Annotated in this window: 21 protein-coding genes; 10 read left to right on the top strand and 11 right to left on the bottom strand. The window is 68.4% G+C overall.

Translation table 11 applies throughout. The annotated features are described in order from the left end of the window. Positions 1-345 precede the first annotated feature (345 nt). From ABIE51_RS03115 to ABIE51_RS03105, 3 genes are all read right to left on the bottom strand, one after another. A complete protein-coding gene (locus ABIE51_RS03115; protein WP_354503418.1) occupies positions 346-1,101 on the bottom strand; it encodes a hypothetical protein in 756 nt (251 codons plus the stop codon). An 11-nt stretch (positions 1,102-1,112) separates the two neighbouring features. After that, on the bottom strand, positions 1,113-2,084 hold the full coding sequence (locus ABIE51_RS03110; protein WP_354503415.1) for an alpha/beta fold hydrolase: 972 nt from the start codon (positions 2,082-2,084) through the stop codon (positions 1,113-1,115). A gap of 132 nt (positions 2,085-2,216) precedes the next feature. Then, entirely contained in the window at positions 2,217-4,157 is a 1,941-nt protein-coding gene (locus tag ABIE51_RS03105; RefSeq protein ID WP_192632194.1) for a M1 family metallopeptidase, read from the bottom strand. A gap of 130 nt (positions 4,158-4,287) precedes the next feature. Between ABIE51_RS03105 and treA the strand changes: the two genes are divergently transcribed. Continuing rightward, on the top strand, positions 4,288-5,901 hold the full coding sequence (treA, locus tag ABIE51_RS03100; protein ID WP_502913323.1) for an alpha,alpha-trehalase TreA: 1,614 nt from the start codon (positions 4,288-4,290) through the stop codon (positions 5,899-5,901). Positions 5,902-5,936: 35 nt separating this feature from the next. Here treA and ubiE read toward each other — a convergent pair whose 3' ends face one another. Next, the gene (ubiE, locus tag ABIE51_RS03095) at positions 5,937-6,710 is read right to left on the bottom strand and encodes a bifunctional demethylmenaquinone methyltransferase/2-methoxy-6-polyprenyl-1,4-benzoquinol methylase UbiE (protein WP_192632192.1); all 774 of its coding nucleotides are present in this window, start codon (positions 6,708-6,710) and stop codon (positions 5,937-5,939) included. 96 nt (positions 6,711-6,806) lie between these two features. On the opposite strand from ubiE, the gene ABIE51_RS03090 reads away from it, so the two are divergent. From ABIE51_RS03090 to ABIE51_RS03050, 9 genes are all read left to right on the top strand, one after another. Next, on the top strand, positions 6,807-8,465 hold the full coding sequence (locus ABIE51_RS03090) for an MFS transporter (RefSeq protein WP_192632191.1): 1,659 nt from the start codon (positions 6,807-6,809) through the stop codon (positions 8,463-8,465). Continuing rightward, complete coding sequence (locus ABIE51_RS03085) at positions 8,462-9,568, top strand: HlyD family secretion protein (protein ID WP_192632190.1); 1,107 nt, start codon at positions 8,462-8,464, stop codon at positions 9,566-9,568. The genes ABIE51_RS03090 and ABIE51_RS03085 overlap by 4 nt, the downstream gene beginning before the upstream one ends. After that, the gene (locus ABIE51_RS03080) at positions 9,555-10,073 is read left to right on the top strand and encodes a GNAT family N-acetyltransferase (protein WP_502913244.1); all 519 of its coding nucleotides are present in this window, start codon (positions 9,555-9,557) and stop codon (positions 10,071-10,073) included. Before ABIE51_RS03085 ends, ABIE51_RS03080 begins: the two co-directional genes overlap by 14 nt. Then, entirely contained in the window at positions 10,070-10,525 is a 456-nt protein-coding gene (locus ABIE51_RS03075; RefSeq protein ID WP_115841160.1) for a nucleoside deaminase, read from the top strand. The genes ABIE51_RS03080 and ABIE51_RS03075 overlap by 4 nt, the downstream gene beginning before the upstream one ends. 151 nt (positions 10,526-10,676) lie before the next feature. Beyond that, positions 10,677-11,078 (top strand): NAD(+)--rifampin ADP-ribosyltransferase, encoded by a 402-nt coding sequence (gene arr / locus ABIE51_RS03070; RefSeq protein WP_354503408.1) that lies wholly within the window; start codon positions 10,677-10,679, stop codon positions 11,076-11,078. A gap of 25 nt (positions 11,079-11,103) precedes the next feature. Beyond that, complete coding sequence (locus ABIE51_RS03065; RefSeq protein ID WP_192632187.1) at positions 11,104-11,832, top strand: GNAT family N-acetyltransferase; 729 nt, start codon at positions 11,104-11,106, stop codon at positions 11,830-11,832. Between the two features lie 134 nt (positions 11,833-11,966). Continuing rightward, on the top strand, positions 11,967-12,674 hold the full coding sequence (locus ABIE51_RS03060; RefSeq protein WP_192632186.1) for a helix-turn-helix domain-containing protein: 708 nt from the start codon (positions 11,967-11,969) through the stop codon (positions 12,672-12,674). A gap of 41 nt (positions 12,675-12,715) precedes the next feature. Further along, complete coding sequence (locus ABIE51_RS03055; RefSeq protein ID WP_192632185.1) at positions 12,716-13,786, top strand: hypothetical protein; 1,071 nt, start codon at positions 12,716-12,718, stop codon at positions 13,784-13,786. Between the two features lie 45 nt (positions 13,787-13,831). After that, positions 13,832-14,278, top strand: coding sequence for an OsmC family protein (locus ABIE51_RS03050; RefSeq protein ID WP_157029103.1), 447 nt, complete (start codon positions 13,832-13,834; stop codon positions 14,276-14,278). A gap of 136 nt (positions 14,279-14,414) precedes the next feature. Here ABIE51_RS03050 and hslU read toward each other — a convergent pair whose 3' ends face one another. The 7 genes from hslU to ABIE51_RS03015 all read right to left on the bottom strand — a co-directional run bounded on the left by hslU (position 14,415) and on the right by ABIE51_RS03015 (position 19,877). Next, on the bottom strand, positions 14,415-15,803 hold the full coding sequence (gene hslU, locus ABIE51_RS03045; RefSeq protein WP_269750038.1) for an ATP-dependent protease ATPase subunit HslU: 1,389 nt from the start codon (positions 15,801-15,803) through the stop codon (positions 14,415-14,417). Positions 15,804-15,941: 138 nt separating this feature from the next. Next, positions 15,942-16,493 carry an ATP-dependent protease subunit HslV gene (hslV, locus tag ABIE51_RS03040; RefSeq protein WP_115841153.1) on the bottom strand — a complete coding sequence of 184 codons (552 nt, stop codon included), beginning with the start codon at positions 16,491-16,493 and terminating at the stop codon, positions 15,942-15,944. 145 nt (positions 16,494-16,638) lie between these two features. Then, positions 16,639-17,553 carry a tyrosine recombinase XerC gene (xerC, locus tag ABIE51_RS03035; protein WP_192632184.1) on the bottom strand — a complete coding sequence of 305 codons (915 nt, stop codon included), beginning with the start codon at positions 17,551-17,553 and terminating at the stop codon, positions 16,639-16,641. 73 nt (positions 17,554-17,626) lie between these two features. Beyond that, positions 17,627-18,301, bottom strand: a complete 675-nt coding sequence (locus ABIE51_RS03030) for a DUF484 family protein (protein WP_192632183.1) — start codon at positions 18,299-18,301, stop codon at positions 17,627-17,629. Then, entirely contained in the window at positions 18,294-19,139 is an 846-nt protein-coding gene (dapF, locus tag ABIE51_RS03025) for a diaminopimelate epimerase (RefSeq protein WP_192632182.1), read from the bottom strand. The genes ABIE51_RS03030 and dapF overlap by 8 nt, the downstream gene beginning before the upstream one ends. Positions 19,140-19,151: 12 nt before the next feature. After that, on the bottom strand, positions 19,152-19,427 hold the full coding sequence (lptM, locus tag ABIE51_RS03020) for an LPS translocon maturation chaperone LptM (protein WP_192632181.1): 276 nt from the start codon (positions 19,425-19,427) through the stop codon (positions 19,152-19,154). Positions 19,428-19,463: 36 nt separating this feature from the next. Further along, positions 19,464-19,877, bottom strand: a complete 414-nt coding sequence (locus ABIE51_RS03015) for a YbaN family protein (protein WP_192632180.1) — start codon at positions 19,875-19,877, stop codon at positions 19,464-19,466. Positions 19,878-19,894: the final 17 nt, after the last annotated feature.

The raw sequence follows: 19,894 nt of genomic DNA, 5'->3' as shown, positions 1-19,894 counted from the left end.
CATGCCGCCTGCGTTCCGATCGCGACCGCGTGGCTTGCTGACCGGCCCGCGCCATCCGTGTGCGTGCCGCCTGATGCGCGACGACGTGGCCGGCATCGGGATCGAGCTTACGGATCTTCGTGTAAGGCGATGTGCAGGACGGCAGCCTCGCTTTAGCCCCTCTCCCGACGGGAGAGGGGTTGGGGTGAGGGGCAACGAAGCGGCAGCCTCAAACGTGCGGTGCAGTGAAGCACGGCGCGTTCCAGCCTTGTCTCTTCCTTGCCCTCATCCGCCCCGGATCAGGTGCATGGGCACCTTCTCAGCTCTGCACTCTCTTCGGTCGCCGCAGGGAGAGCAGCAGGCAGCTCAATTCCACTTCGGCATCTTCGAAGCATCCAGCCCGCCCACCTCGAATACCGCGGTGCGCGTGCCGCCGGCCTTCACCGGAAACTCGATGGCGATGACCTTCGCGGCCTTCACCGTCTTCCACAGCATCTTCTCGTCCTCGATGAACATCGCGATGGCCTCGTCGGTTTTGGGCCGGCTCGCGTCCACCGGCTTCGGCGCGGCGTCGTCGATCTTCAGCTTCACCTTGCAGCCGCCGTAGCAGTCGAAATCGCCCTTCTCCAGCACGAGGTAGCTGCTGCGGCCCCAGTCGGGACGATCGCGGAAGATCAGTTGCACCGGACGCGGACCGCTGCCGTCGGTGTCGACGGGATCCTTCGCGTAGATCGACGCCGACACCTGCTCGCCCTTCTCGACCGGCTGCGTCTGGTACGTCCACAACGCGGCGGTGCGGCGCTGCTCGCGCGCCTGCGCGGCCTTTTCCCGCACTTCGTTGTAGCGCGTCTCGATGCGACCGAACGCCGCACTGTTCGGATACTTGGCCGCGAGCACGTCGCCGTGCGCACGTGCGAGCTCCCAGTTCTGCTTGCCGTATTCGGCCTCGAATGCCGTGGCCATTTCGTCGGCGGCCTGCTCCTGCGCGGCCGCCTGCGCGGCGGCTTCGGCCTTCGGATCGCTCGCCGGCTGGCACGCGGCGAGCGCGCCTGCGAGCACGACGGTGGAGCATCTGATTGCGGCGCGCTTGATTGCAGCGTGCTTGATTGCAGCGCGTTTCATTGCGGCATGTTTCATCGTTGCTTTCCTCGTTCGATCAGTTCGACCACGGCGTTGGCGACCGCGTCGGGCTTTTCCAGTATCGACATGTGGCCGCAGCCTTCCAGCATGACGTGCCGCGCCTGCGGGATGCGCTGCGCGTACAGCGCGAGCGCGCTCGCGTCGATCACCGCGTCCTGGCGGCACCATAGCAGCAGCGCCGGCTGCCGGATGCGCACGGCGTCATCGCCCGGCAGGAAGCGCTCGTCGCTGCGGCCGATACGATCGAGCACGGCCTGTTCGAATGCGGCGTCCTGCGTTCGGCGCGTGATGTAGACGCGGTCGGCGGGCCAGGGGATCGTCGGCTTCGCGGCATCATCGAAGAACACCGTGTCGAGATAACGTTGCAGCGATGCTTCATCGTACACGGCGAACGGATTGTTCCCGGCGAGCACGTCGATGCCGAAGCGGTTGTCGCGGAAACGCACGCCGGCCGCATCGATCAACGCCACGCGCGCGACGCGTTCCGGATGCCGCGCCGCGGTGAGCGCGGCGATGCCGCCGCCCATCGAATGACCGAGCAGTACGACCGGCTCGTCCGGCGATACGGGCTGGAGGAAGCGCGCGACGCGCTCGCTCTGCGCGAGGAAGCCGTAGTCGGCGTTGTCGATGCGATTTGATTCGCCCCAGCCGGGCAGGTCGGGCACGACGACGCGGTAACGCTCACGCAAACGGCGCGCGACCGGAAACCAGTTTTCCTTGCTGCCTGTGAACCCGTGCAGCATCACGATCGTGGGCGCGTTGCGCGGCGCGTCGTCGTTGTAGGCGTAGACCCAGCGGTCGTCGCCGATCTGCACGCTGGCCTTCGACAGGCCCGCGGCGATGCGCTGACGCGTGAAGTCGCCGCTGATGAGGGCGTAAGGGTTGTGCCAGACCAGCGCCGCTGCGAGGAGCAGCAGCGCGAGCAGTGCGATGGAAATGACGCGGAGGCGGCGATGGCGCGGCACGGTCACCTCGTATCCCATGAAAGTGCGGGGTCGGCAGGCGCATCACCGCCTCGCATGTCCCGACCCTCACCCCAACCCCTCTCCCGGTGGGAGAGGGGCTTACGGCGCCCCGCTGCGGGGACGCCGTTGTTCTTACGACTTCGCCGGCTGCTTCGCCTTCGCGATCGTCTCTTCCACCGACTGCGTGGTGATCGGGTGGTAACCCGCGCGCGCCTTGGCGAAGGTGTCTTCGGCGAGCTTCAGGCCTTCCGGCGTTTTCACCAGTTCGGCGTAGGTCGGCATGATCAGCTTGCGACGGCCCACGCGCGCGATGAACTCCGCCGCGGCCGGGTTCGCCTGCGTGTAGCCGCTGCGCACCGCCAGCGGATACCAGCGCTGCGCGATCTCGCCGTTCGGCGTGCCGGTGAAGTGGAACGCGGCGTCGAGCGCAGCCAGCTGCTCCGGCTTCAGCGTTTCCGGCATGCCGTCGATGAAGTGCACCCACTCCTGCGTGCTCCACTTCGACGTCGCGTCTTTCGCCGGCAGGGTGCCGCTGTCGAGCCACGCCTTGCGTGCGGCGTCCACCGCGTCGAAACGCGGCGACACGGTCTTGGGCGCCGTATCCGGCACGCCCGGCTCGTAGATCCACTGGTCGAGCTCGGCTTCGGTCACCTTGCCCGGGTACTTCTCGAGCAGGTTCTTCTTCGCGTACTCGACGAAGGTCGTCGTCGGGATCGACTGGAACGCGAAGTGGTTGAAGTATTCCTTCAGGAACGGATCGAACGCGTCGCGGCCGTAACGCTCCTCCAGGAACTGCAGGAACCACGCGCCCTTGGTGTAGACGGTCGAACTGCTCTGGCCATCCGGATCGGCCAGCGTGCCCGGACGCAGCGCCAGCACCTGCAGCTTGGGATCCAGGTCCTTGTACTCGGCGGCCAGCTCGTTGCGCGAGATGACCTTCTCCATGTCGGCCGCTTCCTTGCCGTACAGGTCCTCGACGATGCGGTTCTCGACGTAGCTGGTGAAGCCTTCGTTGAGCCAGCTGTCCTTCGGCGTGGAGAACGTCACCAGGTTGCCCGACCAGCTGTGCGCCAGTTCATGCGCGACCAGCGACACCAGCGACTTGTCGCCCACGATCACCGTCGGCGTGGCGAAGGTCAGGCGCGGGTTTTCCATGCCGCCGTACGGGAACGACGGCGGCAGCACGAGGATGTCGTAACGCTCCCAGCGGTACGGGCCGTACAGGCGTTCGGCCGTCTGCATCATCTTGTCGGTGTCGGCGAACTCGTCGGCTGCCTTCTTCACCATGCCCGGCTCGGCCCACACGCCGGCGCGTCCGCTGATCGGCTGGAAGACCAGGTCGCCCGCGGCGATCGCCAGCAGGTACGACGGGATCTTCTGCGGCATCTTGAACGTGTAGTCGCCGTCGCGCGCGGCCTTGGGATCGTTGTCGGCGCTCATCAGCACCATGGCGTCCTGCGGCGCGGTCACGTGCGCGGTGTAGGTGAAGCGCACCTGCGGCGTGTCCTGCAGCGGCACCCACGAACGCGCGTGGATCTGCTGCGACTGGCTGAACATGAAGGGCGTCTTCTTGCCCTGCGTCATTTCCGGCGTGAGCCACTGCAGGCCCGAGGCATCGGGCGAGGTGTGGTAGGTCACGCGGATGCGCGGATTGCGCTGCGGCGCCTCGATGGTGAGCTTGCTGCCGAGCACCTTGTCCTTGTCGGCGAGCGCGAACTTCAGGTCTTCCCACTTGCCGTCGCTGCGTTCGCCGACGACTTTCTCGATGGTCAGGTCGCGCGTATCCAGCACCAGCTGCGTGGCGTTCTTGTCGAGCCACTCCAGCGTGTAGGTCGCGCTGCCGCCGAGCTGCTTGTTGTCGAAATCGACCTTCAGCTCCAGCGCGAGGTCGTCGATGCGGACCTTGTCGGGCTGTGCGAAGGAGTATTCGTCAACGATGGCGGTCGTCTTCTGGTCGGCGGTGGTCACGGCGGCGGTGTCCTTCGCGGCGGTGCCGGCGGGCGGCGCGGCGTCGCGCGAACAACCGGCGGCGAGGGCGGCGGCGAGGCACAGGGTCAGCATCGAATAACGCATGGGAGAACCGGTTCTGGCGGGTGAGCGGGCGAGTGTAGCGCGGCCCGCCGGCCCACCTCACGCCGCGCCGATGCACGGACGCCTACCCTGCCCGGAGCCTCGCCCGGAGCCCGTATTGAACCGCTGCGCCCTGCAAACTGCCTTCCGAGCTGCCCTTGCCGCCCTGCTCGTCGGCGGCCTCGCTGCCTGCAACGCGTTCGCACCGCAGCGCACGGACGCGCCTGCGACCGCGCGTGTCGAAACGCCTGTCGAAACGCCCGATCTCGCAATGCCGGCGCTGTTCGCCGCGGTGCAACAGATGCCTGTGTTCGACGACCAGAAGACCTTCGCCGACGCCCGGCCGCTGCGCGATCCTGCGGACATCGAGGCCGACTACCTCGCGCAGCGCGACGCGCCGGACTTCCAACTGGCGACATTCGTGAAGGGGAATTTCGACGTACCCACGCAAGTCGCGACCTCGCAGGTGAAGGTCGGGCGCACGCTCGAAGCGCACATCGACGGCCTGTGGCCGCAACTCACGCGCATCGATCCGGCGCCGCTGCCGTACGACAGCCGCCTGACGTTGCCGCACGCGTATGTCGTGCCTGGCGGGCGATTCCGCGAGATGTACTACTGGGATTCGTACTTCACGATGCTCGGCCTGGTCGAGAGCGGACAGCGGGATCGCGCGCGCGACATGGTCGCCAACTTCGCCGCGCTGATCGACGCCTACGGCCACATTCCGAACGGCGCGAGAAGCTATTACCTCAGCCGCTCGCAGCCGCCGTACTTCTCGCACATGGTCGAGCTGGAAGCGCGCATCGAGGGCGACACGGTGTATCGCCGTTACCTGCCGCAGCTGCGTCGCGAACATGCGTTCTGGATGCAGGGCGCGTCGTCGCTCGCGCCCGGACAGGCATCGCGTCGCGTCGTGCGTCTGGTCGACGGCAGCGTGCTGAATCGCTACTGGGACGACCGCGACACGCCGCGTCCGGAAGCGTGGCTCCACGATGTGCGCACCGCCGCGAGCGTGCCGCAGCGCCCGCCGACGGAAGTGTTCCGCGAACTGCGCGCCGGCGCGGAAAGCGGCTGGGATTATTCGAGCCGCTGGCTGGCCGACGGAAGCACGCTTGGCACGATTCGCACCACCGCATTCGTACCGGTCGATCTCAACAGCCTCATGCATCACCTGGAAGCGACCATCGCCCTCGCCTGTCGCAAGGCGGCGCAGCCGGACTGCGTGCACGAGTTCGACGCGCGCGCATCTCAACGCGCTGCGGCGATCGAGAAGCATCTCTGGAACGCCGACGGCTTTTACGCCGATTACGACTGGCAGCGTCGCCAGATAAGCACGAAGGTGACGGCAGCGTCGCTGTATCCGCTGTTCGTGGGCATCGCCTCACCACACCGCGCGAAGCTCACCGCGGTGACGGTGCGCACGCAGTTGTTGCAGCCCGGCGGCCTGTTGACCACGACACTGCGCACCGGCCAGCAATGGGATGCGCCGAACGCGTGGGCGCCATTGCAGTGGGTCGCGGTCGAAGGATTGCATCGCTACGGTGAAGACGCGCTGGCGAAGAACATCGCGACGAATTTCCTCGGCGAGGTGCAGCGCGTGTTCGACGACCAGCACAAGCTCGTCGAGAAGTACGACGCGACCGGAGAGGCGCACGGCGGCGGCGGCGAGTATCCGCTGCAGGACGGATTCGGCTGGACCAACGGCGTGGTACGGGCGTTGCTGGTGCGGTATCCGCAATCGCCGTGATCATGGTCCCGGCTTCGCCGGGACGGCGTCAGACGTCAGACCTTGTAACCGGTGTGGATCGCCACGATGCCGGCCGACAGGTTGCGGTAATCGCAGCGCGCGAAGCCAGCCGACTGCATCATCGCCTTCAGTTCGTCCTGCGGCGGATGCTTGCGGATGCTCTCGGCCAGGTACTGGTAGCTGTCGGCGTCGTTGGCGAACAGCTTGCCCAGGCGCGGCAGCACCTTGAACGAATGGAAGTCGTAGATCGGCTTGAACCATTCGGCCTTCACTTCCGAGAACTCCAGCACGCGCGCCTGCCCGCCGACCTTGAGCACGCGATGCATCTCGCGCAGCGCGGCGTCCTTGTCGGTCACGTTGCGCAGGCCAAAGGCAATCGTCACCAGGTCGAAACTCCCATCCGGGAACGGCAGCTTCTCGGCGTTCATCTGCACGTATTCGAAGCCGGCGACCTTGCCCATGTCGGTCATGCGGTCGCGGCCGGTGCGCAGCATCGCGCCGTTGATGTCGCCCAGCACGATGCTGCCGGCCTCGCCCACGCGGTCGCGCAGCAGCAGCGCGATGTCGCCCGTACCGCCGGCGAGGTCCAGCACGCGGTCGCCGCGCTTGACCTGGCTAGTGCCGACGAAATAGCGCTTCCACACGCGGTGGATGCCCATCGACATCAGGTCGTTCATCAGGTCGTAGTTGCTCGCGACGGACGAAAAGACCTGGCCGACGAGCTTCTGCTTCTCGCCGGTGGGGACGTCGCGGAAACCGAAGTGGGTCGTGCCGGAGTTGGCGTCTGGCTTCTGGCGGGGATCGTTCATGCGGCGATTATCGCACCTCGTGCGAGAATTCACCGCCGCCGGCCGGGCCTTACGCCCTCTTCACGCCCATGCCGCGCCAGGAGGACGACCGCGCCGATGAGCCGTTACGCGCCGCGCGAATGGGCCGAGCACGAACGCCCGAAGCTCCCGGGCTCGCCCTCCACCCCGCTGCACACGCCGCGCCGCCGGGTGGCCTTCGCGGTGGTGGGGTTCATCGTGGCGATCACCGGCGGCCTCGGGAACGCGCTGGTGACGGCCAACCTGCTCAACCTGCAGGGCGCGCTGGGCGCGACATCGGCCGAGGTGCAATGGCTGCCTGCGGCCTACGTGATGACCAACGTCTCGGTGAACCTGATCCTGGTGAAGTTCCGCCAGCAGTTCGGGCTGCGCGCCTTCACCGAGGTTTTCCTCGGGCTCTACGCGCTGGTCGCGTTCGCGCACCTGTTCGTGCACGGGCTCGAATCGGCCATCGCGGTGCGCGCGGCGCACGGCATCGCCGGCGCGGCGCTGAGCACGCTGGGCCTGTACTACATGATGCAGGCCTTCAGCGCCGAGCACCGCCTGCGGGGGCTCGTGGTCGGCATCGGCGTGGCGCAGCTTGCGACGCCGCTGGCGCGCATCTTCTCGGCCGAGCTGCTGGAGTTCGGCGAATGGCGCGGGCTGTACCTGTTCGAGCTGGGCCTGGCGCTGATCGCGCTGGCCGGCGTGCTGATGCTGCGGCTGCCGCCGAGCGATCGCATGAAGGTGTTCGAGAAGACCGACTTCCTCACCTTCGCGCTGTTCGCGCCGGGCATGGCGCTGCTGTGCGCGGTGCTGTCGCTGGGCCGCATCGACTGGTGGTTCGACGCCGAATGGATCGGCTGGGCGCTCGCCGGCGCCATCGTGCTGCTCACCAGCGCGATCGCGGTGGAGCATTTCCGCGCGAATCCGCTCATCAACACGCGCTGGCTCGCCAGCGGCACGATGGTGCGGCTGGGCGTGTCGGTGCTGCTGATCCGCTTCGCGTTGTCGGAACAGAGCACCGGCGCGGTGGGCTTCATGCAGGCGCTGGGGCTGACCAACGACCAGATGCACGGAATGTTCGCGATGGTCGCGCTCGGCTGCGCGCTGGGCATCGTTGCGAGCGCGCTGACGCTGGTGCCCGGCCGCATGATCGTGCCGTCGTCGATCGCGCTGGCGTGCATCGCCATCGGTGCACTGCTCGACGCGCACTCGACCAACCAGACGCGCCCGCAGGACATGATGCTGAGCCAGTTCCTGATCGGCTTCGGCAGCACGTATTTCCTCGGCCCGGCGATGATCCTCGGCATGGGCCAGGTGATCGCGCAGCCGCGCAACCTCATCACCTTCGTGGTGCTGTTCGGCATGGCGCAGAACCTCGGCGGCCTGGTCGGCACCGCCGCGCTGGGCACCTTTCAGACCGCGCGCGAGAAGTACCACTCCAGCCAGCTCGTTGAACACCTGACGATGCAGGATCCGCTCGTCGCCGCGCGCGTGCAGGCCGGCGCCGCGGCCTACGCGCCCGTCGTCGCCGACCCCGCCACGCGCAACGCGCTGGGCATGCGGGCGCTGGGCACCGCGGCTTCACGCGAGGCGAACGTGCTGGCCTACAACGATGTGTTCATGCTGATCGCCGCCATCGCGCTGCTGACCATGGTGTGGATGCTGATCCATCGCCTGCGCCTGCTGAAGCGCGACCGCGCGCTCGCACGCGCCGCCTCTTCCCCCGCTCCGCTGCCGACGCCCGCTCCATGAATTCCCCCGCTCCGATCGACCCCACCGCCTCCGCGCAGACCGCCGCACGCAAGCGACGGCGTCGCTGGCAGATGGCCGCCTTCGCCGGCGTCGCGCTGACCGGCGTGCTGATCGTGCTCTACGCCTGGCGCCTGCCGCCGTTCCGCAGTGCGATCCAGACCACCGAGAACGCGGCGGTGCATGGGCAGGTGACCATCATCGCGCCGCAGTTGGCCGGCTACGTCACAAAGGTGGCGGTGCAGGATTTCGAGCACGTGAAGCAGGGCCAGCTGCTGGTGCAGATTGACGACCGCATCTACCGGCAGCGGCTCGAACAGGCGCAGGCGAAACTGCAGAGCGAACAGGCCGCGCTGGCCAACGCCACGCAGCAGCAGGCCAGTGCCGCAGCCGGCATCGCGCAGGGCGAAGCGGCCGTGCGCAACGCGCAGGCGCTGCAGAAGAAGGCGCAGGCCGACCTCGCGCGCATCGAGCCGCTCGCGCGCCAGCGCCTGCTTTCGCAGGCCGATCGCGACCAGGCGCAGGCGGCGAGCACGCAGGCGCTGGCGGGTGTGTCGGAAGCGCAGGCGGCGCTGGAGATTGCACGCCAGAACGCGCGCAGCGTGACGGTCAACACCGGCGTGCTCGAAGCCGCCGTCGCGAGCGCGCAGGCGGCGATCCGGCTGGCGGAGATCGATCTGGAAAACACGCGCATCCTCGCGCCGCGCGACGGGCAGCTCGGTCAGGTCGGGGTGCGCGTGGGCGCTTACGTCAACGTCGGCACGCAGCTGATGGGCCTGGTGCCCGAGCGCATGTGGGTGGTGGCGAACATGAAGGAGACGCAGATGGAGTTCGTGCGCATCGGCCAACCGGCGACGTTCACCGTCGATGCGCTCGGCGGCGCGCGCCTGCACGGGCGCGTGGAGGAGATCTCCCCCGCGACCGGCTCAGAATTCGCCGTGCTGCCGGCCGACAACGCGACCGGCAATTTCGTGAAGATCGCCCAGCGCATCCCGGTGAAGATCGCCATCGACGCCGACCAGCCGCTCAAGGCGCGGCTGCATCCGGGCATGTCGGTCGAAGTGCGCATCGACACGTCGGATGCGCGACGGGATGCCCGACGCTGATCCGCGCTGGCATCATGCGCGCATGACCGACGCTCCGAACCTTCGCTGGGACGTACGCACCTTCGCGCAACTCGATGCCGCGACGCTTTACACGCTGCTGAAGCTGCGTTCGGAGGTGTTCGTCGTCGAACAGCAGTGCGTCTACCTCGATCCCGATGGCAAGGACGCGCATCCGGACGTCGTGCACGTCATCGGTCGCGCCGACGACGGCAGCATCGCCGCGTACCTGCGCATCCTGCCGGCCGGCCTGAGCTATCCACAGGTCAGCTTCGGCCGCGTGCTCACCGCGCCGGCCTGGCGAGGGCGAGGCCTGGGCGATCCGCTGGTGCGCATCGCGCTGGACGAAATCGAACGCCGCTGGCCCGGCAGCGACGTGCAGATCGGCGCGCAGGCGCATCTTGAGCACTACTACGCACGGCATGGATTCGTGCGTAATTCCGATAACTATCTCGACGACGGCATCCCGCACATCGACATGTTGCGCGCCGCTGGAGCCACCCGATGATCGACACCCCCGACTACCGCGCCCTGCTCGCCACCGCCGTGGAAGAAGCCCGCAAGGGCCTCGCCGAAGGCGGCATTCCGATCGGCGCGGCGCTGTATCACGACGACGGACGCCTGCTCGGCTGCGGCCACAACCGCCGCATCCAGGAGAACGACCCGTCCGTGCACGGCGAAACCGACGCCTTCCGCAAGGCCGGTCGCCAGCGCCGTTACCGCGACACGATCATGGTCACCACGCTCGCGCCGTGCTGGTACTGCAGCGGGCTGGTGCGGCAGTTCAACATCGGCACGGTGGTGGTGGGCGAATCGGTGAACTTCCGCGGCGGCATCGACTGGCTGCGCGAGAACGGCGTCAAGGTCATCGACCTGGAAGACGCCGAATGCATCGGCATGCTGCGCGACTACATCGCCGCCAATCCGGCCGTGTGGAACGAGGACATCGGCGAGGATTGATCGCGACTCACCCCGCGCCGGAAACGAAAAAGGGAGGCGCCCGGCGCCTCCCACATCCAATTTATATAACGCCCGGGGGCTTGCGGCAAGCCGAGGCGCGTGGTGCAGCATCGCCGGCCTGTCGAATGGGCAGACAAGCGGAGCGATGCACATGGGCGATAGCACGACCTACTACCACGGCACCAAGGCCGACCTCGCCATCGGCGCGCTGATCGAGCCCGGGCGCGCGTCCAACTACGGAAAGCGCGCGCCGGCGAAGTTCGTCTACCTCAGCGCGACGCTCGATGCGGCCATCTGGGGCGCGGAACTGGCCGTCGGCGAAGGCCGGGGCCACGTCTACATCGTCGAGCCGACCGGCCCGATCGAAGACGACCCGAACCTCACCGACAAACGCTTCCCCGGCAATCCCACGAAGTCGTACCGCTCGGCGCACCCGTTCCGCGTGGTCGGCGAGATCATCGGCTGGGAAGGCCACCCGTCCGAGCGCCTGGCGGAAATGCGTGCGCATCTGGAGACGCTCAGGCTCGCGGGTGTGGAAGCGATCGAGGAGTGATGCGGGCGAGTAGGCCGCGCCTCCCGTGCGCCGCCGGCCGCATCGTCTCGTCGCGGGAGACTGCGTCGTGATCAAGTGTGGTGCGCAGCGTCCCGAACCGAGTTCAGGCACCTCCATGACTTCATTGCACGACAGCCCGCTCGTCTTCGCCTGGCAGGCCGCGCACTCCATCGCGCGTGGCTCGCCGGCGCCGGTGCACGATCGCGGCGGCATTCGTGTCGATACGCAATCGGAGACGGAAACCACGCGCTGGGTGTTCCCGCGGATGTGCGATGGCCTGCGCGAGATCGCGCAGACCATCACGGCGCCGCGGCACGTGCTGAAGCTGTGCGGCACCGACGATGCGCTGCGAAGCGCGCTGCCCGATCGCTGGGAGATCCAGCCGACGAACCATTTCATGATCGCGACGGCGGCGCCCCTGGACTCGAGGCCGTTGGCGGACGGCTATGGGCTTGAACTTCATCGCGCCGGGCCCGTCAGCCGGGCCAGCGTTCTCGCGCCCGATGGCGGCATCGCCGCTCACGGCACCGCGGCGCAGACGGGCGATGCCTTCATCTACGACCGCATCGAGACCTCGCCGGACCATCGCCGCAGAGGTCTGGGCATGGCCGTGATGGCCGCGCTCGCTTCGACGAAGGAATCGGCGACCACCCCGCAATTGCTGGTCGCCACGGCAGACGGGCGCGCTCTTTACGAGACGCTGGGCTGGACCGTGCTGACCCCCATCGCCGCTGCGGTCATTCCGGAACGCTGAGGGTCGGCAGCACGCTGCCCTGCCTTGGAGGCCCGGCCGCCGCGGCCTTCAACCCCTCGCCCGCGCGCGGCATCACAAGCAGGGCCCAACCTCTGCCACTGGCCTGCGGCCGCGGCCTTCGTCAGGATCCACGCATGCACGCCCACACCGGCTTCGAGACCCGCCATGACGCCTGCGACGTGCTGCGAACGCACCGGCACGACGGCGCGTACGCGGCGCTGGTGATCGACGGCAACCATGTCGAGGCGAGCGCCGACGGCCCGGTCGACTGCGTGCCCGGCACGCTGGTGCTGCATCCGCGCTGGCACGCGCACGGCAACCGCTTCGGTCGGCTCGGCGCGAAGGTGGTGAACCTCGATCTGGACGACGATGCCGTCGGCGACACGTTGCGCGTGCTGCGTGTGCACGATGCGAAGGACGCGCTCGCGGTGTTCACGCGTGCGCCGCACCGGCTGCCGGAGCTGATCGCCGCGTGCGGTGCGGCGCCTACGCCCACGCTGCAACCGTGGCAGCGCACGTTCCTGCACGAGCTCGAACACGGCGAGCAGGACATCGCCTCGCTCGCGCAAGCGGCCGGCGTGTCGCTCGCGCATGCCTCGCGCACCTTCGTGAAATCGCACGGCATGGCGCCGCAACTGCTGCGTCGCGAACTGCGCTGCCGTCGCGCGTTGCGCCTGCTGGTCGAAGGATGGCCGCTGGTCGAGATCGCCACGATGAGCGGTTTCGCCGACCAGGCGCACCTCACGCGAACCCTGCGCGCGGCCACGGGCGCCTCGCCCTCGCGGCTGCGCCGGAAGATCAAATCCGTTCAAGACGCCGCCCTGGCGACCGCGCTGCAATGAGCGCGAAGGCGGCCGCCGGCCGTCGCACGAACGGATTCCCCATGTCCCGCACGACGTTCCGCATCGCCCCGCTGGTGTTCGCGCTCACCGCCTCGGTGTCGGCCGCACACGCCGCCCCGCCCGCGTCCACGCCGGCGGCCACCGCCGCGATCGCCGAATCGACCAACGCCATCCTGCAGGGCGACAGCCAGCGCGCGGTGACGGCGCTGCGCGCATCGCCGGCCGCCGGCTTCGTCGACAAGGACGCGGTGTATCGCGCCTGCATGCTCGCGCGCCACGGCGACGCGCCGGTGTTCGCCACCGACGCCATCGCCAACGACTTCGCCCGCCAGGTGCTGCACGACTACCAGGACTACTGGTGGCACGCGATGAAGGCACCGCAGCAGCGCGCGCAGCTGGAAGCGAAATTGCTCGCGACGCTGCGCAAGCGCATCGGTCCCGATGCGAACGATGCGAAGGACATGGACGCACTAGAGCCGATCCTGCAGGGGCAGCTGCTGGCGCACGGCTATCGCGCGCAGCTGGGCCGCACGCTGCCGCTGCGCGAGCTGATGATGTGGCGCAAGCAGGAAACGCGGCCGTGGAAGGTCGAGCTGCCCGAAGGCCCGTACACGGTGAAGGTCGAACTGCTCGACGACTGGGTCAGCCGCGGCTGGACCTCGTACGGCCGCTGCGAACGCGGCTCCGCCGGCGGCTGGGCGACGGCCGAAGCGTTGTACGCCGTCGTGCCCAGCTACACCGAGGGACTCGACAGCGAAGCGTTCCGGGTGGTGTTCCTCGGCCACGAAACGCAGCACTTCGCCGACCAGAACGCATTCCCGGGCATGGCGTCGTGGGAGCTGGAATACCGCGCCAAGCTGGTCGAACTGGCGCAGGCGCGCGAAGTCAGCGCCAAGCGACTGGGCTCGTTCATCACCGCGCAGGGCGATGACCCCGATTCGCCGCACACCTACGCGAACAAGCGCGTGGTCGCGGACCTCACCGCGCGGCTGGGCGCGGCGCCGGACAAGGTGAGCATCGAGCGGCTGCAGCAGGCCGCGCGCGACCAGCTCGCGGAGGACACCGCACGTCGCAAGGCGGCGGCGCCGGGCGCGGAGGCTGTCGCGCGCTGAAGCCCCTGTGGCATGGTGGCGGCCCGCCCCACGGAAGCCGCCACCATGTCCGAACACCTCGCCTCGATCCGCTGGACCCGCAACGGCCAGCCGTTCGACTACGAACACTACCCGCGCGACCACGACGTGCGTTTCGAACGCGGGCAGCGCATCACCGGCTCGGCCGCGCCGGCGTACTTCGGCAGCGCGGATGGCGTGGATCCGGAAGAGATGCTGGTGGCCGCGCTGTCGTCGTGCCACATGCTGACGCTGCTGGCGATCGCGGCGAAGAAGGGCTTCACCATCGACGCCTACGAGGACGACGCCGTCGGCACGCTCGGCAAGAACGCGGAGGGTCGCGCGGCGGTCACGCACGTGACGTTGCGTCCGAAGATCACGTTCGCGGGCGATGCGCCCGATGCGGCGGCGCTGGAGAAGCTGCACGAGTCGGCGCACCGCAACTGCTTCATCGCCAGTTCGGTGAAGACGGAAGTGGTGGTGGAGCCGCGCTGAGGGGTCTGCGTTCCCTTCTCCCGTTCACGGGAGAAGGTGCCCGGAGGGCGGATGAGGGCGCTGTTCCTGCTTCTGCAATTGCCTGCCCTCACCCCAACCCCTCTCCCGCAAACGGGAGAGGGGCTTCAGAGAGCAGTTACAGGATGTACCGGCTCAGATCCGGATCCTGCACCAGCTCGCCCAGGTGCGAATCGACGTAGGCGCGATCGATCTTCACCGACTGCCCGTCGCGATCCGGCGCCTCGTAGCTCAACACGTCGAGCAGTCGCTCCAGCACGGTGTGCAGGCGACGCGCGCCGATGTTTTCCTGCCGCTCGTTCACCTGCGCGGCGATTTCCGCCAGCCGGTCCACCGCATCAGCCGTGAACTCCAGCCCCACGCCTTCGGTGCGCAGCAGTTCGACGTACTGCGTCGTCAGCGCGGCCTTGGGCTCGGTGAGGATGCGCACGAAATCGTCCTTGCTCAGCGCGGAAAGCTCCACGCGGATCGGGAAGCGACCCTGCAGTTCGGGAATCAGGTCGCTCGGCTTGGCCAGGTGGAACGCGCCGGACGCGATGAAGAGGATATGGTCGGTCTTCACCGGGCCGTACTTCGTGCTCACGGTCGAGCCTTCCACCAGCGGCAGCAGGTCGCGCTGCACGCCTTCGCGGCTGACGTCGCCGCCGGTCACGCCGGCCTCGGAGCGCTTGGCGACCTTGTCGATCTCGTCGATGAAGACGATGCCGTGCTGCTCGCAGGCCTCGATCGCCGCCTCGCGCACTTCGTCCTCGTTGACGAGCTTGCCGGCTTCCTCTTCGGTCAGCTGCGTGCGCGCGGTGCGGATCGGCAGCGTCTTCTTGTGCGTCTTCGCGCCGGCCACCTGCGAGAACATCTGCCGCAGCTGCTGGCCCATCTCTTCCATGCCGGGCGGCGCCATGATGTCGACGCCGACGTTCACCGCCGTTTCGATTTCGATCTCGCGATCGTCCAGCGCACCGGTGCGCAGCTGCTTGCGAAGCTTCGCGCGCGTCTCGTTTTCCTGGGACGACGGCTCGTCCTTCGCTTCTTCGGTGGCGTTGAAGCCGAACACGGTCGGCGCGCCCTGGCGGCGCGGCAGCAGCGCGTCGAGGATGCGTTCTTCCGCACGCTCTTCGGCCTGCGTGCGCACGCGCTGCTTGGCCTGTTCGCGATACAGCTTGACCGCGGTGTCGGCGAGGTCGCGCACGATCTGCTCGACATCCTTGCCGACGTAGCCGACCTCGGTGAAGCGCGTGGCTTCCACCTTCACGAACGGCGCGTTGGCCAGCGTCGCCAGGCGGCGCGCGATCTCGGTCTTGCCCACGCCGGTGGGGCCGATCATCAGGATGTTCTTGGGCATCACCTCGTTGCGCAGCTCGGCCGGCAGCTGCATGCGACGCCAGCGATTGCGCAGGGCGATGGCGACGGCGCGCTTGGCCGAATGCTGGCCGACGATGTGTCGGTCCAGCTCCTGCACGATCTCGCGCGGCGTCATGGTGGCGTTGGAAGTGTCGGGCTTGATGGGCATGTCGTTGTCGTCGTATCGGGGTCGTCCCTTCTCCCGCTTGCGGGAGAAGGTGCCCGGAGGGCGGATGAGGGCGTTAGGGCGTGAGGTACTTCTGCCCTCACCCCATCCCTCCCCCGCGAGCGGGAGAGGGGGCTGCTTTCAGAGCTCTTCCACCACCACGTTGCGGTTGGTGTAGATGCACACGTCGCCGGCGATGCCGATGGCCTCGGTGGCGATGGTGCGTGCGTCCAGCTGCGTGTGCGCGATCAGCGCGCGCGCCGCCGAGAGCGCGTACATGCCGCCGGAACCGATGGCGATGATGCCGTCTTCCGGTTCGATGACGTCGCCGGTGCCGCTGATGATCAGCGAGGTTTCCTTGTCGGCGACGGCGAGCAGCGCCTCGAGCTTGCCCAGGCGGCGTTCGGTGCGCCAATCCTTGGCGAGCTCGACCGCGGCGCGCGTGAGCTGGCCATGCTTCTCGAGCTTGGCTTCGAACAGTTCGAAGAGGGTGAAGGCATCGGCGGCGGCGCCGGCGAAGCCGGCCAGCACCTGGCCATCGCGGCCGAGGCGGCGCACCTTGCGTGCGTTGCCCTTCATCACGGTGTGGCCAAGGGTGACCTGTCCGTCGCCGGCAACGGCGACGTGTCCGTCGCGGCGAACCGAGACGATGGTCGTGGCGTGGAAAACGTTGGGGTTCTGACTCGGGTCCATGCGACCTCCGGGGGATTTCCCATCGGTGGGGGCACGGACGGGCCGGTTCAAGCCGGCGGGCGGCGATGCGGCGGCTCGATCGCGGGCCGGGGCGCTCTCCGGAACGGAATCCTTACGGGCCGGGTCCGCCGGCAGCGGCTCAGGTTCAGCCCTGGCCGCCCTTCCGGCGCGCGCGCGGATGCGCGTCGTCGTACACCTTCGCCAGGTGCTGGTAGTCCAGGTGCGTGTAGATCTGGGTGGTCGCGATGTCGGCGTGGCCGAGCAGTTCCTGTACGCCACGCAGGTCGCCGGACGATTCCAGGATGTGGCTGGCGAAGGAATGCCGCAGCAGGTGCGGATGCACGCGCTTGAACAACCCCTGCTGCTGCGCGAGATGGCGCATGCGCAGCTGCACGGCGCGCGGCGTGATCGCGCCACCATTGCGGCCCGGGAACACGTGCGCATCGTTCGCCGCGCCGGTGGACGCACGCCACTCCGACAGCGCCGCGCGCGCGTGCGAACCCAGCGGCACGCTGCGCTGCTTGTTGCCCTTTCCGAGCACGTTCACCAGCGCATCGGAAAGATCCAGATCGCGCCAGCGCAGCGAGCACAGCTCCGACAGTCGCAGGCCCGAGGAGTAGAACAGTTCCAGCAGTGCGCGATCGCGTAGTCCCAGCGGCGCATCGGTCGGCACTTCGACCAGCGCCTTGGCTTCGTCGGGATCGAGCACCTGCGGCAACTTGCGTGGCGCTTTGGGCGAACGGATCGACGCGGCGGGGCTGGCCGCGATGCGACCTTGCTTCACCAGCCACGCATAGAAGCTGCGGCATGCCGACAGCCGGCGTTGCAGGCTTTTCGGCGACAGGCCGCGACGGTGTTCGGCGGCGACGAAGCCGCGCAATTGTTCGTTGTGCAGCGATGCGACGTCGCCGCGTTCGTGCCGCGCCCACTGCGCGAGCGCCATCAGGTCGCGGCGGTACGCATCGAGCGTGTGCGCCGACATGCGGCGTTCGACCTGCAGATGCGCGAGGTAGTCCTCGATGTCGGCGACGCGTGGCTCGTGGTCTTGCTGGGCGTTCATCGCGGTTCGCCCCCGCCCCGATCCGCTCCCGATTGCGGGAGCGTGTGAATTGCAGCGCGCAGCACGCGGTGCATCAGCCCTCGAAACGCTTCAGCGCCGTGGCGAGCGATTCACCCATCATGCGCAGGAACAGCGTGCCCATGCCGGGGAAGAAACGGTTGGCATCGCGGCTGCCCACGGCGATCAGGCCCACGCCCGGCAGCGGCAGCAGCGCGGTGGACTGGACTTCCTCGGCGCGCACGCCGTACAGCAGCGCGTGCTTTTCCGGCTGCAGTCGGCCGCACAGCGGTTCGCCATCGGCCAGGCAATCGCGGAACGGCTGCAGGCGCGCGTCGTCCTGCGCGATGACCTGCAACCACTCGGTGTCGTCCAGTCCGTCGACCGGCTTGAACACGACCAGGCGCACCAGGTCGCCGTTGAAATCCTCGGCGAGCGTCGCGGCCATCGCGCGCAGCGTGTCGGCGGCGGTGTCCTGCCGCATCAGCGCGAGCGTGAGCTGGTGCGTGCGCACCGACAGGCGCTCGTTCTCCTGCGCATTACCGAACAGTTCCTGCAGGCGGCGCGAGAGTTCGCGGTTCTTGTCGCGCAGCACTTCCAGCTGGTAGCTCGCGAGCGATGCCGCCGAGCCTTCCTCGCGCGGCACGACCAGCGTCACTGCGAGATCGGGAAACTGCTGCAGGAAGCGCGGATGCCGGCGCAGGAACGCCGCGACTTCGTGCGCCCCGAGCTTTTCCTGGGTTTCATTCATGGTTCCACTCCCCTTCGAACACGAATGCGGTCGGCCCGGACATCGTCAGCGGCGCGTCGTCGGCCGGCCACGCGATGCGCAGCTCGCCGCCGGGCAGCGCGACGGTCACGTCGCGGTTCACGCGTCCGCGGCGCATCAACACCGCCGCCGCCGCGCATGCGCCGCTGCCGCACGCCAGCGTTTCGCCGACGCCGCGCTCGTACACGCGCAGGCGGATGCGGTCGCGCGATTGCACCTGCGCGAAACCAACGTTGACCGACTCCGGAAACGCCGGATGCGCCTGCAGCATCGGTCCGACGGTTTCGACCGGCGCATGGTCGATGTCGTCCACTTCGATCACCGCGTGCGGGTTGCCCATCGACACCGCGCCGAAGGTGAACACGGCATCGTTGTGGTACAGCACGTATTCGTCCTGCGCGCCTTCGAAACCGTGCAGCGGGATGCTGTTGGGCGCGAAACGCGGCAGGCCCATTTCGATGCGGTAACGCCCACCCTCCAGGCGCGTGACCGCGTGCGCGCCGACCGGGCTGTCGAGCACGAACTCGTCGCCGAGCGCCTCGCCGCGCGCCTGCGCATCTCGCACGATCCAGGCGGCGATGCAGCGCGCACCGTTGCCGCACTGCTGCGACGACGAGCCGTCGGCGTTCCAGATGCGGTAACGCGCGGCGGCGCCGTCGGCGGCGCGCTCGACGGTGAGGATCTGGTCGCAGCCCACGCCGGTGTGGCGATCGGCCATCGCGCGGCACAGCGCGGCGCCGGGCTCGGCGGTGTCGGCGCGCAGATCGAGCACGACGAAGTCGTTGCCCGCGCCATGCATCTTGGTGAAACGCAGCGTCATCGTCGCAGTCCGTTACGGGATGTCGGTGTTTTCCGGGGGATCGCTGTCGCCCTCGTCGTTCAGGTCCGTCTCGGCGTTGCTGTCGCCGGCCTTGGGCGCCTGGTCGAGCGAATCGCTGGGATCGCCGATCTGCTGCGCGTCCTGCGCCGGCGGCGCGTCGGACGGCATGACGACCTGCGGCACGGTCTTCGGCGGCAGGATCAACGGGCCCTTGTTGCCGCAAGCCGACAGGAGCAGCGGCAGGGCAAGAAAGGAAACGGCAGCGGCGGAAAGTCGGACGGGATTCATGCCCGAAGTGTAGCCCGCGTGGCCCGGGATGGGACGTCAGGCGCCCGGCGGCGACGGCGGTTCCGGGCGGCGCCATAGCCAGATCGCGACGAGGGTCATGATCGCGGTGCCGGTCGCGGCCATCCACCAGCGCGGCGCGGTGAGGAACATGATCGCCGCGCAGGCGGCCATCATCGTTACCGCAAGGCGCTTGGCGCGGCGCGAGACCGCACCGTGCGCCTGCCAGTCGCGGATCATCGGGCCGAATCGAGGGTCCGCCAGCAGGCGGTCGTGCAGCTTCTGCGAGCCGCGCGCGGCCGCGAACGCCGACAGCAGCACGAAGGGAACGGTGGGAAGCCCCGGCACCACGATCCCGATGATGCCGAGCGCGAGACTGGCGTACGCGAGCAGCCACCAGGCCCAGCGGAAGCGGACCTTGCGGGGTGGCGGGGAGTCGGAGGATGTGGTCACGGGTGAATCATAGGAAG

It is taken from the genome of Lysobacter sp. OAE881, assembly GCF_040546665.1.
In the GTDB taxonomy this organism is placed as follows: domain Bacteria; phylum Pseudomonadota; class Gammaproteobacteria; order Xanthomonadales; family Xanthomonadaceae; genus Lysobacter_J; species Lysobacter_J soli.
This window is presented reverse-complemented; position numbering and strand designations above follow the sequence as displayed.

Excerpts from the sequence above, each read along its gene's own strand:
- hslU (WP_269750038.1), bottom strand. The coding sequence starts at position 15,803 with ATGCCCATCAAGCCCGACACTTCCAACGCCACCATGACGCCGCGCGAG.
- ABIE51_RS03080 (WP_502913244.1), top strand. The coding sequence starts at position 9,555 with ATGCCCGACGCTGATCCGCGCTGGCATCATGCGCGCATGACCGACGCT.
- ABIE51_RS03060 (WP_192632186.1), top strand. The coding sequence starts at position 11,967 with ATGCACGCCCACACCGGCTTCGAGACCCGCCATGACGCCTGCGACGTG.
- ABIE51_RS03050 (WP_157029103.1), top strand. The coding sequence starts at position 13,832 with ATGTCCGAACACCTCGCCTCGATCCGCTGGACCCGCAACGGCCAGCCG.
- dapF (WP_192632182.1), bottom strand. The coding sequence starts at position 19,139 with ATGACGCTGCGTTTCACCAAGATGCATGGCGCGGGCAACGACTTCGTC.
- xerC (WP_192632184.1), bottom strand. The coding sequence starts at position 17,553 with ATGAACGCCCAGCAAGACCACGAGCCACGCGTCGCCGACATCGAGGAC.
- ABIE51_RS03085 (WP_192632190.1), top strand. The coding sequence starts at position 8,462 with ATGAATTCCCCCGCTCCGATCGACCCCACCGCCTCCGCGCAGACCGCC.
- ABIE51_RS03030 (WP_192632183.1), bottom strand. The coding sequence starts at position 18,301 with ATGAATGAAACCCAGGAAAAGCTCGGGGCGCACGAAGTCGCGGCGTTC.
- ABIE51_RS03115 (WP_354503418.1), bottom strand. The coding sequence starts at position 1,101 with ATGAAACGCGCTGCAATCAAGCACGCTGCAATCAAGCGCGCCGCAATC.
- ABIE51_RS03090 (WP_192632191.1), top strand. The coding sequence starts at position 6,807 with ATGAGCCGTTACGCGCCGCGCGAATGGGCCGAGCACGAACGCCCGAAG.
- lptM (WP_192632181.1), bottom strand. The coding sequence starts at position 19,427 with ATGAATCCCGTCCGACTTTCCGCCGCTGCCGTTTCCTTTCTTGCCCTG.
- hslV (WP_115841153.1), bottom strand. The coding sequence starts at position 16,493 with ATGGACCCGAGTCAGAACCCCAACGTTTTCCACGCCACGACCATCGTC.
- ubiE (WP_192632192.1), bottom strand. The coding sequence starts at position 6,710 with ATGAACGATCCCCGCCAGAAGCCAGACGCCAACTCCGGCACGACCCAC.
- arr (WP_354503408.1), top strand. The coding sequence starts at position 10,677 with ATGGGCGATAGCACGACCTACTACCACGGCACCAAGGCCGACCTCGCC.
- ABIE51_RS03075 (WP_115841160.1), top strand. The coding sequence starts at position 10,070 with ATGATCGACACCCCCGACTACCGCGCCCTGCTCGCCACCGCCGTGGAA.
- ABIE51_RS03055 (WP_192632185.1), top strand. The coding sequence starts at position 12,716 with ATGTCCCGCACGACGTTCCGCATCGCCCCGCTGGTGTTCGCGCTCACC.
- ABIE51_RS03105 (WP_192632194.1), bottom strand. The coding sequence starts at position 4,157 with ATGCGTTATTCGATGCTGACCCTGTGCCTCGCCGCCGCCCTCGCCGCC.